A 13,665-nucleotide genomic window follows, 5' to 3' on the forward strand; every position below is an offset into this window, starting at 1 on the left:
ATAACATATGATGAAAAACAAAATATTCATTACAGGCCTTTTTGTCATTGCCCTGGTCGTGCTTTACTTTTCATTTTTTGATGGTGGAAATACGTCATCGGCTGACAGCCTGAGTGAATCGGTTAACCCAGAAGCCTATCGCCAGCAAGTGGCAGAGGACCGAAAAAAGAAAGACGAGTTTTTCCGTACGGATAGCAACTCGCCGATTAGCAATAAAGCCGATTTTCGAGGACTAAGCTATTTCCAGGCTGACCCTTCGTACCGGGTTATGGCCCGGCTTGAACCGTTTGCTGACAAAACACAAAAATTGGTGGTTCGGATGAGCGATGGCAGCGAAGAAGTCTACGACAAATTTGCTCATGTAGTATTCAAGTTAAATGACGAGACCTGCCGATTATTAGTTGTTAAACTTGAAAATACCTATTCTATCCTGTTTCGGGATGGCACTTCAGGCAAGGAAACCTATGGTGGAGGACGCTATTTGGAAATTGATCCAGCCAGCCTGACCAACAATGGGGCCATATTGGATTTTAACAAGGCCTATAATCCGTATTGTGCCTATAATCCAACCTATTCGTGCCCGATCCCCCCGGCCGAAAACACACTGAGTACGCCTGTAAAGGCAGGAGAGAAATACCATTAAAAGCCAGAAAGCGAACCAATTACTAAAAGGATAAAGGGCTATGCATCTCCCCTTTATCCTTTTTCCTTTCCATGCCTTCCAGCTTTCCTGCTTTCCTCCTTACCTTTGTAGCAATTACCTGTTTTGCCTGTGTATGGAAATTTCCTATAAATGGTTACAAGATTTTATTGAATTACCGGAATTACCGGAAGAAGTTGGCAAAATGCTAACCGCAACGGGGCTTGAAGTTGAAGGGGTTGAGAAAATTGAAGCCATACCGGGTGGACTGGAAGGGATAGTTATTGGTGAAGTGCTGACCTGTACTAAACACCCTGACGCCGATAAGCTAAGCCTGACCACAGTTGATGTAGGTTCTGGCCAACCATTACCTATTGTTTGCGGAGCCCCTAATGTGGCGGCAGGGCAAAAAGTAGTGGTCGCGCTTGTTGGGGCAACGTTACATCCTGCCTCAGGCGAAGCGTTTCAGATCAAAAAAGCTAAAATTCGGGGCGCTGCTTCTGAAGGAATGATTTGTGCTGAAGATGAGATTGGCCTGGGTACTTCGCACGCAGGGATCATGGTGCTGACGACTGACCTTCCCAATGGCACACCGGCTGCCCGATACTTCAACCTGGAAGCCGATTACCAGATTGCTATCGGACTGACCCCCAATCGGATTGATGCCGCTTCGCACTATGGCACGGCCCGGGATTTAAAAGCTGCGTTGAATCGCCCTCTGCGCCTACCATCGGTCGACGCATTCACCGTAAACAATACGAATCTAACCCTAGATGTACAGGTCGACGATACAGCGGCCTGTCCCCGTTACACCGGACTGACCATCAGTGGCCTTACCGTAGCCGAGTCGCCGGAATGGCTTAAACAACGCTTGATTGCCATCGGCCAGAAACCGATCAACAATGTAGTCGACATTACAAACTTTGTATTACACGACCTTGGGCAGCCACTCCACGCTTTCGATGCAGACAGGATAGCCGGTAACCAGGTCATCGTCAAAACGCTGCCAGAAGGGACACCCTTTGTTACACTGGATGGGGTTGAGCGAAAACTCAGTAGTACAGACCTGATGATCTGCGACGCTGAAAAACCCATGTGTATTGCCGGGGTGTTTGGAGGGCAGTATTCGGGGGTTTCGATGCAAACAACCAGCATCTTTCTGGAATCGGCCTATTTCTCGGCTACATCGGTTCGGAAAACGGCGCAGTATCATGGACTCAAAACGGACGCATCGTTCCGATTCGAGCGAGGTACGGACCCCAATATGCCCGTCTTTGCCTTAAAACGGGCCGCCTTACTGATTCAGGAAATTGCAGGTGGCACCATTAGTTCAGACATTACGGATATCTACCCGAATCCAATCAAGCCATTTCGGGTAGCAGTACGCTATAGGAACATTGATCGGCTGATCGGGATAAAAATCGATCATACCGAAATTCACCGGATTCTGGAAGCCCTGGACATTCAGGCGGACGACCAGACGGACGAAGGCTTCACCGCTGTTGTACCGCCCTACCGGGTCGATGTAACGCGGGAGGCTGATGTGGTTGAGGAAATTCTGCGTATTTATGGCCTGGACAATGTCCCCTTGTCGGTACATCTGTCGGCCGACTCCCTGTCTGAGTTCCCCAAAGTAGATCCCGATGGATGGCAGAACCGGGTTGGACAACTGATGGCAGCTAACGGTTTTTACGAAATCCTGACCTTATCACTGACTCGCCCTGCCTATCATGATGCCATTCGGTCGGTCTTACCGGGCGAAGATGTCACACTGCTCAATCCACTCAGTGATGAACTTTCGGTAATGCGCCAAACGCTTCTTTTTTCGTCGCTGGAAACCTTGGCTTATAATCTGAACCGGCGGCAGAAAGATCTGAAAACCTTTGAGTTCGGCAAAGTTTATCATAAAGTAAAACTTGAAGATGGAAGCACTAAATATGTAGAGCGTATGCGATTAAGTCTGGCGATTACGGGAAACCAATCGTCAGAAAGCTGGCTTCAAAAAGGGCAATCTGTGGTTTACCACGATTTGGCTACAGCTACTCAGCGTATTCTTAATCTGTTCCGTATTAAATCGTTCGATACGCAACCTGCCGACTCAGCCATCTTCCAGTATGGGTTGACGTATATGGTCAATAAAAAACCAATTGTCAGCCTGGGCCTAGTTCAGCCGAGACTCACGAAGCTGATCGACCTGAAGCAGCCTGTTTTTTACGCTGACTTCGACTGGGCGGCCCTCCTTAAATTAGCCACAGGCAAAGTTCGTTACGAAGAAGTATCCCGTTTCCCTGAAGTTCGTCGGGATCTGTCATTAGTAATTGACAAAGGAGTTACATTCGAACAAATCAGTCGGCTGGCTCGGCAGACCGAGCGGAAACTGTTACGGGCTATCAACGTTTTCGATGTGTACGAAGGTGATAATCTGGGAGCCGGTAAGAAAGCGTATTCGGTCAATTTTATGCTACAGGACTCAACCCAGACCCTGACCGATGCAGCCATCGATAAAACTATGCAGCGGCTTATGAACGCTTTTGAGCAGGAACTAGGCGCTGTTATTCGTAAATAATAAGTGAAAGAGCGAAAGAGTGAAAGAGCGATTTAATGCGCTACCAATTCACTCTTTCACTCTTTCGCTCTTTCACTCTTTAAAACCGTGGTTAGCGAGCATCAAATTATTGCATTGGTGGAGCGATTTGAGCATAAGCTTAAGTTGCTCACGAATCTGTATACCGATGCTAAAAACCAGATTGAGCAATTAGAACGAGAGAAAGAGGCCCTGCAGGAAAGCCTTAAAGCCGAGCAGGATCAGGTGAAGGAATTACGAAAAAAATCAACTAAGGCGGAAAATAATACAGCTATTTCAAAAGATAGTGGTATAATTGTAAAAGACAACCTGTTAGGTACAGGTACGAATGCTGAATTAAAACAACAACTCGACGAGTATATCCAGGAATTAGAACGGTGTATAGCTCATTTGAGTAGTTTGTCATAAACCTAAATTGGCTCCGAGGAGTAGCCCAACTGAGCCGACTGCAGCGATGGAAGAACTGTCAATTCGCGTTAAAATTGCGGATCGGACCTACAAATTGTATGTAGAGCCCGAAGCGGAAGCCGTAGTGCGCGAAGCCGCCAAGCTGATTCAGGATGAACTGAAACAATACCGGGACAAGGGCTTTTCGGAAACACAGGAAGCCCTGGCAATGATAGCCTTCGACTGCTTAGTAACTAAGCTCAGAGGAGAACGTAAAATGCAGCGATTACAACAGATGGTATTTGACAAAATCACTCAATTAGACCAGGTCGTCACGCCGGTCGTTTCGACATAGACAACCTACGGGCTATTCACCCGATATACTTTTCGCGTTTGCGTTCAGGGCACTCGTATCGAAGCAGGTTGATGGTTTTTTGTTCAACCCTAACGATATAGTCCAATGGACACTTGGTTAACAATTCTGGCTGCCCTCCTGGTTGGGGGCGGCATTGGCATACTGATTGGCCGTCAAATGATGGCAAGTGTTCGTGCAAAACACGAAAAAGAAGCCGAAGAACAGGCCGCGACGATCTTAAAAAACGCTGAGTTACAAGCCGAAAATATCAAAAAAGATCGGATACTGGAGGCAAAGGAGAAATACCTTAAACTGAAAGCAGAGTTCGAAGAAACTACGAATCAAAAGCGGAATATACTTCTTCAAAACGAGAATAAACTCAAGCAGCGCGAACAGCAGTTAGCCCAACAGGCCGATCAGCAGCGTACACGGGAAAACGAATTAAATCAGCAGCGGAACGAGATCAATCAGCAGAAAAACAGCCTTTCTCAGCAGATCGACGCCCTCAATAAACGCAAAGAAGATGTAGAAAAACGCCAGCAGGAAGCCGATCGGATGCTGGCTGATCAGGTGGCTCAGCTCGAAAAAATCGCAGGGCTTTCGGCCGACCAGGCTCGCGATCAACTGATTGAAACGCTTAAGGCCGAAGCCGAAAGCCGCGCATCCTCCTACATTAAAAGCATCATTGAAGAGGCCAAACTGACCGCTACCAAAGAGGCTAAAAAGGTGGTTATCGAAACCATTCAGCGGACAGCCACCGAACACGCTATTGAAAACTGTGTATCGGTGTTCAATATCGAGTCCGACGATGTTAAAGGAAAAGTAATTGGGCGCGAAGGCCGTAATATACGCGCTCTGGAAGCCGCTACTGGCGTTGAAATCATAGTAGACGATACCCCCGAAGCCATTATCATTTCTGGATTTGATCCCGTCCGCCGGGAGATAGCCCGACTATCGCTCCACCGACTCGTTCAGGATGGCCGGATTCACCCGGCACGTATCGAAGAGATTGTGGCTAAAACCCGGAAGAATATCGAAGACGAGATCGTTGAAATTGGCGAGCGAACGGTTATTGATCTCGGCATTCATGGCCTCCATCCTGAACTGATCAAAATGGTAGGCCGGATGCGTTTCCGTTCCAGCTACGGCCAGAATCTACTTCAACACTCGCGAGAAGTCGCCAAGCTTTGTGCAACTATGGCGGCTGAACTAGGGCTGAATGCCAAACTGGCAAAACGGGCAGGCCTGCTTCATGATATTGGCAAGGTATGGCCCGAAGAAGCCGAACTCCCCCACGCTATTCTGGGCATGGAACTGGCGAAAAAATACAAGGAGAATCCTGAAGTGATCAATGCAATCGGCGCTCACCACGACGAGATCGAGATGACCAGCATGATTTCGCCCATTGTCCAGGTCTGCGATGCGGTATCGGGTTCGCGACCTGGTGCCCGACGCGAAATGATGGAATCGTACATCAAACGGCTGAAAGAACTGGAAGAGCTGGCAGGAAATTTCCCCGGGGTTACGAAATGTTATGCGATTCAGGCTGGCCGGGAACTCCGAATCATGGTGGATGCAGACCACGTTTCCGACGAACGAGCTGGTGTACTATCGTACGAAATCTCGCAGAAGATCGAAAAAGAAATGCAATACCCCGGCCAGATCAAGGTGACGGTTATTCGGGAAATGCGAGCCGTTGCTTACGCAAAATAGCCCCATACTATTTTTAGATGTGGATGCCGGATAGGAGTATGCTCTCCTGTCCGGCATCCGCTTTTTATAGTCCGCCCCTATCCCGTAATTCCTCGATTTGATCCTATACGAGCGCTACGAACCCGTCTAAATCAGGCGAAATCCCTCTCCCTCCAACAACTATTTCAGAGATTATAGCTGGACAAATAGAATTCGGCAAACGGGGCATTTTAGGAAACAGATCAATTACAATTGAACGATTTGCCATTTTTTAATAGGTAAATCCGTAACCAAACAGCATAATATAGAACCTTTTCGCATGGTTAGAGTCAATTTTTTATCATAATAATTCAATTATTTTCAAACTTAGGCCTCTTTTTTCAGTTAAATTCTGTCAATATATCCTTTTGACGAATACGGGTCATCCAGCAAGCATAACCTTAGCAACGGGTCGATCTTTCAAGACAGATTTTACGCAATAGAACACGACAAGAATGAAAAAAGAGATACTGCTTCTAGTAATGATAGGTCTAATCAGCCATACCTGGTCTGCTTATGCCATCAGTTGGAACCCAGGTAAACTCATACTGCGCAACGGAGTTGAGCTTCAGGGCGAACTGAATTTCAACTGGAAAGCCGATATCGTCCAATATCGGCAGGAGGATAAGGTGAAAGCCTATTCCATCGACCAGGTAAGCAATTTTATGTATTTCGACAACCAGCTCAATAACCTTCGCAAGTTTGTTGCGATCAACGATTGCTACCTGCTTCAGCATGGGCGACCGCAGTTTCTGGAAGAAATAGCCTCTGGAACACTGATGGTATACCGGAGCTTACGAATTACTCATACACCCGGCAATGCGGCAAATTTTGACATGGATGGTAAGCTAATGAAAAGTACCAATGCCTTTGTGTATGTAGTCCATACGGGGAATGAATGGCTTGGCTTAAATGAATTTTATAACCAGCGCTGGCCACAACTCATGTCGCTTTACAAAGACGACCTGAAGTATTATATAAAAAGCCCAAGAAATGAAGTATCCCGGCTTGTCAATCGAATGGTACTCATCTGCAAATACAATGCTTTGATCGCCAAGAAGCTAACGCAGGAGCCTTCGTCATCAAGTTATTTTACTACCGATCAAACCGATGGCAACAACCTTCGTTGATCAATGCCAGCGCACTAATAAAGCCTGGATTCCGTAGCTTTTAGTGCCTGAAAGGCCCTTATGCTGCTACGATGTTTACGTATTTTCATAGGTATTTTAATCGCCTTGTTCACGGATCGTTATCTGGTGAGCAAGGCGATTCATTTAGTCAATTGACTGTACTGGACCGGGCCTGCATAAATCCGTTACTTTTGCCATTGTACAGGTCTATAGACTAGGCTTTACTACCCGATTGGTATAACCGTCATCAATTCGTGCTGATCGTCTGGCATCTTATCATAAACTCTGTACATTTAACCTATTATGGATTTCTTAACCGCCGTTTTTCTTGTTCTAGTAGGCGCAGGTGGAGGTGTTTTCCTAGCCAATACCCTTCGGAAACGTACCGGCCTTACCAGCATCCAGCGCGACTCTGTTCTCCTGCTCGAACGCATTGAGAAAGTTTTCAAAGTCGTAATGGCCGAAGGCTACTTTTCAGAGATTTACAATTACCAGGACCAGAAGAAGATTTTGTATCTGCTCAATGACCCGAAAAAGGCGATGGTCATTGCCAAATCAAAAGTCCTGGTGGGGTTCGACTTTGCGAAGGTTCGGTTTCGGGCTCCGGTCAATGCCGAAAAGAAACTGGTCATCGAATCGTTTCCAGAACCGGAAGTATTATCGATCGATACTGATTATAAGTTTTATGACATCCAGGCGGGCATTCTGAATCACTTTAGTGGAGCCGATTATACACAGATTCTGGAAGAGGCAAAAAAAGCCATGAACGAACGGGCCATGCAAAGCGATCTGCCCAAAATTGCCAATAATCAGATTCAGTACATGATCTACCAGTTGGCCAGTTCGATGGGCTGGCACCTGCAACTCCCCGAAGCCGAACAGCGTGAACTTGACGCCCTGAAAGCTAAGGCCGAAACGCAAAGCCAGTCCCCGAAGCTCCTGACCGGGCGTACCAACGAATAAAAAGCGGCTAAAATCAAGCAGATTTCAACAGATTATCCGTTTAGGTGTTAAGTCGTTATGCCCTTTGTTCTATGAAAAATCTGTACTTCCTGCTTTTCTTTCCACTGCTCACCTACGCCCAGGTTGACGACGGCGGCCAGTTCTGCCGGTCTGGTAAATTGCATTATTTTGGTCAATTAGCTAACAATCCGAAAGCGCGAATGGCCTATCCAGGCGATGCCTCGATCGACGTAACCTATTATGGCCTTGATCTGCGACTGAGCACGTCACCAGCCAGCATGACGGCCGCGACGACCATAACCCTCAAAAGCACAGTTTCCGGCCTGACCAGTTTTTTTCTGGACCTCAACTCTGCAACTACATCCAGTACTGGCCTTAAAGTCGATTCGGTCAAGGCAGGAACTCAGAAACTCACATTCCAGCACACTCAAAATAAACTGACCATTACCACGCCACAACCACTAGCGAATGGTCAGCCGCTGTCGTTCACTGTATTTTATCAGGGCGTTCCAAACAATACATCCAACGGGCCCGGTTATGTAAACTTCTCCTTTGACAAACATGGGCCCGCGGCCGATCCGGTGATCTGGACGTTAAGCGAGCCTTATGGTGCATCAGACTGGTTTCCGTGTCGCGATACCCCCGCCGATAAAGCCGATTCATCGTCAGTACGCATTACGGCACCTGCTCAATTGGTATCGGTCTCGAATGGTAAGTTGATGAGTACGACCACAAACAAGGATGGCACAAAAACGTATTTATGGAAAAATAGTTATCCGATAGCCCAATACCTGATTTCGATTGCGGTCTCGAATTATACGCAGTACGATACCCCATTTACCTACGGGAGTCAAACTATGCCCGTCACGCACTATATTTTTCCCGAAACATTTGCAATAACTGGCATTCAAAACAACCTCGCACTAACCCCTACTATGTTGCAGTTGTTCAGTAATCGTTTTGGAGCTTACCCTTTCCTAAACGAAAAATATGGTCATGCTCAATACGGCGACAACAGTGGGATGGAGCATCAGACTATAAGCTCAATGGGGCCATCAACCATAAGTTCATCCTATCTGGGTGCTTTCACACCCACTACGATTGCTCATGAGCTAGCCCATCAATGGTTTGGTGATAAAATTACTTGCCGCGACTGGCAGAATATCTGGTTAAATGAAGGGTTTGCCTCCTATGCAGAAGCCATTTACACCGAATCGATCAATGGACAATCGGGGTATCAATCGTCCATCAACACCTTCATGAACGGCGCTCGTAATGCGCAGGGAAGCGTTTATGCACAAAGCATTACGAATGTTGACTATGTTTTCGATTATAATCGCAGCTACGCTAAAGGCGCTACTGTATTGCATATGCTCCGGGGAGTGATTGGCGATAGCACCTTCTTTCGAACTCTGAGAACCTACGCAGCCAGCCCGGTAGTGGCTTATAAGACGGCCGTAACGGAGGATTTCCAGGCGATTGCCCAGCAGGTTTCCGAAAAAAATCTGAATTATTTTTTCAGCCAGTGGATATACGGCGCGGGTTATCCGGCTTATAAAGCCACGATCACCACAGGAGGCACGACAGCTACGGTTCGGCTTACGCAAAGTAATGCAATGACCACTGCACCGGGTTCGTTTACGATGCCCATTCAGATGAAAGTACAGTCGGCAGCAGGCGATACAACCGTTACGGTTTTCAACGATCAGGCCGATCAGACGTTTACACTGCCCGCCCGAGGGAAGGTTACCAATGTCGTAATTGACCCCAACAACTGGATACTCAAAACGCTCACGACGACTACCACAACCACAACGGTAGTCACAGGGATTACTGAACCCAATGACATCGGTCTGCGTATCTATCCGAATCCAACAACCGAGACTATTACTGTCGATTTTACCCAGTCAACGATTGGCCCGGTCAGGCTGTCATTAACAAATCTGCTTGGGCAACAAGTCCAGACCATCCATGAACCCAGTCTATCTTCGGGCAACTATAGTCGAAACTTCAGTCTACGCGGTCTGGCTAGCGGGCGCTATACAGTTACTGTCGAAACATCAGCGGGGCTTCAGAGCCGAGTGGTGCTGGTCAATTGAGCGAATGAGTGATTGAGTGGCCGTACATAAGCTCTTCACTCATTCGCTCAATCACACAATCATACTTCGATTCGGAACAGATGCATGGGCAGGCTGTATGGGTCAAGCTCTACGTAATTGTGCTCCCCCTGCCAGTTGTAATAAGCGCCCGTCAGCAAATCATGCACCTGGTAATATTGCTCTGGCCCAATACCTAATTGCCAGATCGGCACCTGAATCACACCCGCCCGACGGCTATAGGCATCTGTATTGACCACAATCAGCAATCGATTATTGTCTTTAATTTTCAGATAGGCCATAATCGCATCGTCGTTTACCGGGCAGAACTGAATATTGTTGGTAAGCTGGAGAGCGGCATTTTCGTGCCGGATTCGGTTTACGAGTGAGATCAGGTAAGTGAGCTTATTGGTCCGATCCCAATCCCAGAGTCGGATTTCGTATTTTTCCGAATTGAGGTACTCTTCTTTATTGGGGAAAGGGACATGCTCCATCAGTTCGAACGAGGGCCCGTAAATACCATAATTGCTGACCAGCGTTGCCGCCAGAAAATACCGGATCAGAAATTGGGGTTCGTGGCCGCTCTGTAAACTATACGGGTTAATGTCATGCGTGGTCGGCCAGAAGTTCGGACGGTAATAGTATTTCATTTCCGTCTGGGTCAACTCCGTCATATACTGCTCCAGCTCATATTTTGTGTTGCGCCAGGTATAGTACGTGTACGATTGAGCAAAACCGCGTTTGCCCAATTCCTGCATAACCTTTGGACGAGTGAACGCTTCGGCCAGAAACAGCATATCAGGAAACTCTTTCTTCACTTCGGCAATGACCCACTCCCAGAACCCAAACGGCTTGGTATGCGGATTATCGACCCGCACAATTCGAACTCCCCACGATGCCCAAACGAGCAACACCCGTTTCAGCTCTTCCCAAAGATTCTGCCAATCGTCGGTTTCGAAATAAACCGGGTAAATATCCTGATACTTTTTGGGTGGGTTCTCGGCATATTGAATCGTACCATCCGGCCGCTTTTTGAACCATTCAGGATGCTCTTTAGCCCACGGGTGATCGGGTGAGCACTGAATAGCCAGATCCATGGCTACTTCCATCCCATAGTTGGCAGCAATCGCGATCAGATGTTTAAAATCCTCGACCGTACCCAGTTCGGGGTGAATGGCATCGTGGCCACCTTCTGGCGAACCAATCCCATACGGGACACCCGGTTCGCCGGGCTGGCAGATCACCGAGTTATTTTTCCCTTTTCGGTGGGCGGTACCAATGGGGTGAATCGGTGGCAGATAGAGCACATCGAAACCCATACCCGAAATGCGCGGCAGCAGAGCCTCTACATCCTTGAACGTGCCATGCTTGCCTTCCACGCGCGAAGCCGAACGAGGAAACAGGCAGTACCAGTTACTAAATCCGGCGCGGGCTCTATCGACCTCAACACCAAGTTCGTGAATGTACCGGGTTACATGCTGCCGTTCGGGGTAGCGACTGGCATAAAACGTAAACTGGTCGCTTTCAGCAACAGACACCGCTTCGTTGTAGCGGCTTTCGTCCCGAAACAAGGCTGCCATGTCCCGAATCGCCTTCGCATCAGGGCTATCCGATATCGGTTCGCTTTTTGTTTTCGCCCCTTTTCCCTTTCCTCCTTTCTTTCGTTCTTCGGCCCCTCCTGCTCTAATCAGCATGCCATCCAGATACTGCGCACCAGCCAGCAACTCACTGGTAATCCGCTGCCCATCGGCCACTTTCAAGTGAATCTCGTGTTGCCACGACCCAGGATGATCGACCCAGGCTTCGAGGGTATAGAGATATTTTCCCTGCTTTTCGACCACAAACGACGCACCCCAGCGATCATTTACAATCAGGGCCATTGCCGTTTCGGTCCAACTCGCATCGTCAATGTGTTTAAACAGCAGGACAGCCGTCAGGTAATCGTGTCCATCAGCGAAGATATCCGCTTCAACGGCAATTACATCACCCGGTACGGCTTTGATAGGATACAGGCCGCCATCCAGTTCAGGAGATACATGTTCAATAACGACTCGTGACTGACCGGTAAGGTTTTCCGAAACATTCATGCAATCATAGGTTTGATGGGTAACTCGCAAATACCAGGGCAATGTTACAAAAAAGCCGGATTAGCGAACCCGGCTTCCCATTACCAACGAAAATTAGCAATTCTACGCCATACTTCGTATACAAAGCTTGTAAAGCTACGATCATTTAGCGCCGTCAGCCTTGGCCGCAGCAACTGCCAACTGGCCGATCGACGTTCCCAGTTTAGTACCCTCATCAGTATCGAACCGATAGTGAATACCTGCATATAAACCCGATACCGATGCTTCGGTAGCCTGAGCCGCAAGTTTGGTAGCATCGCTCGGGAATAGGTAGCTCAACAACGTTGCGGCTGTACTGGAAACCGCAGCTCTATCCGATACATAACTCGGTGTGTTGGGTATGACTGTAGCCGTTTTGATCGTCGGGTCGATCTGCGAAGGACGAGGAACAAAATAGGTGTATTGGGTGCGCCAACTGGTTGTGGTAGCATCGTGCATGGCCCGGTTCAGCAAGGCATAGGTCCGGGCCGACCGTAGCTCGTTTTGGCCATTTTCCCGAATAAACTCCTCCGTGAGCAAGTTCCATAAGCCCGACAACGAATAGGTATTGGGGCCATTGTCCCAGTAACTGGCTATGCGTGACTGATCACGCGTGCGGGAAGCGGCTATGTCGTGTACTTCGCTCAACGCTTTCTGAAAATCGGCCGAAGTGGTGGCTGGAGGAGTAGCCGGGACCAGTTTGGCAATTGATGTCGAGTCGTACCAGGTTTTTACTTTCCCAGCCAGAGGCAGAATGGGCGCACGAGCCGGGAGTTCAAGGCTGGTCCATTTTTGGTCATACGTCGCTTTTGCCAATGCCGTTTGCCAGGTATTTGATGGATCGTTGGCCGCGCCAAAACGATCAACTTTAGCCCGGTCAATAACTTTGGCAGCCAATGTAGCCGCCAGCGCTTCGCCCGCTTTTACATCGCTCGGTACGCTGGCCCCTGCCCATATGCGGCTTTGTTTGTGTTCAGTGGCTTTAGCCTTTAAAAAAGCCACCTCGTTCGGGAATAAATATGCCAATACCTGACAGGACACTTCGGCTACGGCCGCATCTTCTGATGGATAGGAAGGGACATCCAGCACAGGCGCCCGCGAAATCACCCCCTGTTGCTCCAGCGATGGCCGATTATACTGAAACTTGGCCCGCCAGGCTACAACCAGTGCGTCGTATTGAGCCACACTCAGCAAAGCATACACGCGGGCGGCATACGGAGCTCCGGCATACGGATTAGCTGATTCAGCAGGCGTTGTCTGCCCGGTGGCATAGTCATAACCGGGCGCAACGTTGTACTTCGCTACCAACTGTCGGGCAATCTGATTCCAGCGCAACACAGCCCCATAGGCCCAATAATTAACGGCCGTGTTCTGTTCGGGAGTTGCCGCCAGAACGCCATTTTTCACATCACTTAATTCCTGCTGATACGCTGCCGATGTGGTCGCGAGCGGTTGGGGCACACTGATCTCCGTAGCCGCTTTGAGCACAACCGTTTTCCAGCTACCTCCATCGGCATCCGTAGATGTCGGCACAATAAAAGGTAGAACGCCCTCATCGATAGTAGGCTCCGAACAACCCGCTACCCATACCAGCAAAGCCCCTAAGGTGATCGTAACAAAAAATAGTCTCATAGTCGTTGCTGTAACGTGCCCCTCTGATCGGCATGGTTATAC

Annotated in this window: 10 protein-coding genes; 8 read left to right on the forward strand and 2 right to left on the reverse strand. The window is 48.5% G+C overall.

Annotated features, from left to right (window positions below; all coding sequences use genetic code 11):
• The first annotated feature begins 7 nt into the window (after positions 1 to 7).
• From B153_RS0130465 to B153_RS0130500, 8 genes are all read left to right on the forward strand, one after another.
• A complete protein-coding gene (locus B153_RS0130465) occupies positions 8 to 643 on the forward strand; it encodes a DUF1684 domain-containing protein (protein ID WP_020600544.1) in 636 nt (211 codons plus the stop codon).
• A gap of 133 nt (positions 644 to 776) precedes the next feature.
• Positions 777 to 3,206 (forward strand): phenylalanine--tRNA ligase subunit beta, encoded by a 2,430-nt coding sequence (pheT, locus tag B153_RS0130470; RefSeq protein WP_020600545.1) that lies wholly within the window; start codon positions 777 to 779, stop codon positions 3,204 to 3,206.
• A gap of 87 nt (positions 3,207 to 3,293) precedes the next feature.
• Positions 3,294 to 3,632 carry a hypothetical protein gene (locus B153_RS0130475; RefSeq protein WP_020600546.1) on the forward strand — a complete coding sequence of 113 codons (339 nt, stop codon included), beginning with the start codon at positions 3,294 to 3,296 and terminating at the stop codon, positions 3,630 to 3,632.
• Positions 3,633 to 3,678: 46 nt separating this feature from the next.
• Positions 3,679 to 3,966 carry a cell division protein ZapA gene (locus B153_RS0130480; protein ID WP_020600547.1) on the forward strand — a complete coding sequence of 96 codons (288 nt, stop codon included), beginning with the start codon at positions 3,679 to 3,681 and terminating at the stop codon, positions 3,964 to 3,966.
• Positions 3,967 to 4,071: 105 nt separating this feature from the next.
• Positions 4,072 to 5,679 (forward strand): ribonuclease Y, encoded by a 1,608-nt coding sequence (rny, locus tag B153_RS0130485; protein ID WP_020600548.1) that lies wholly within the window; start codon positions 4,072 to 4,074, stop codon positions 5,677 to 5,679.
• Between the two features lie 500 nt (positions 5,680 to 6,179).
• The gene (locus tag B153_RS0130490; RefSeq protein WP_020600549.1) at positions 6,180 to 6,827 is read left to right on the forward strand and encodes a hypothetical protein; all 648 of its coding nucleotides are present in this window, start codon (positions 6,180 to 6,182) and stop codon (positions 6,825 to 6,827) included.
• 303 nt (positions 6,828 to 7,130) lie between these two features.
• Positions 7,131 to 7,790 (forward strand): DUF4230 domain-containing protein, encoded by a 660-nt coding sequence (locus B153_RS0130495; RefSeq protein WP_020600550.1) that lies wholly within the window; start codon positions 7,131 to 7,133, stop codon positions 7,788 to 7,790.
• 71 nt (positions 7,791 to 7,861) lie between these two features.
• Entirely contained in the window at positions 7,862 to 9,889 is a 2,028-nt protein-coding gene (locus B153_RS0130500; protein WP_020600551.1) for a M1 family aminopeptidase, read from the forward strand.
• A gap of 59 nt (positions 9,890 to 9,948) precedes the next feature.
• Here the strand turns inward: B153_RS0130500 and B153_RS0130505 are convergent, their stop codons facing one another.
• Together B153_RS0130505 and B153_RS0130510 are read right to left on the reverse strand one after the other, a co-directional pair.
• Positions 9,949 to 11,973: an alpha-1,4-glucan--maltose-1-phosphate maltosyltransferase gene (locus tag B153_RS0130505; RefSeq protein ID WP_020600552.1), complete on the reverse strand. Its 2,025-nt coding sequence runs from the start codon at positions 11,971 to 11,973 to the stop codon at positions 9,949 to 9,951.
• Positions 11,974 to 12,114: 141 nt separating this feature from the next.
• Positions 12,115 to 13,623 (reverse strand): phosphatase PAP2 family protein, encoded by a 1,509-nt coding sequence (locus B153_RS0130510; protein ID WP_020600553.1) that lies wholly within the window; start codon positions 13,621 to 13,623, stop codon positions 12,115 to 12,117.
• Positions 13,624 to 13,665: the final 42 nt, after the last annotated feature.

Source organism: Spirosoma panaciterrae DSM 21099 (assembly GCF_000374025.1).
In the GTDB taxonomy this organism is placed as follows: Bacteria; Bacteroidota; Bacteroidia; order Cytophagales; family Spirosomataceae; genus Spirosoma; species Spirosoma panaciterrae.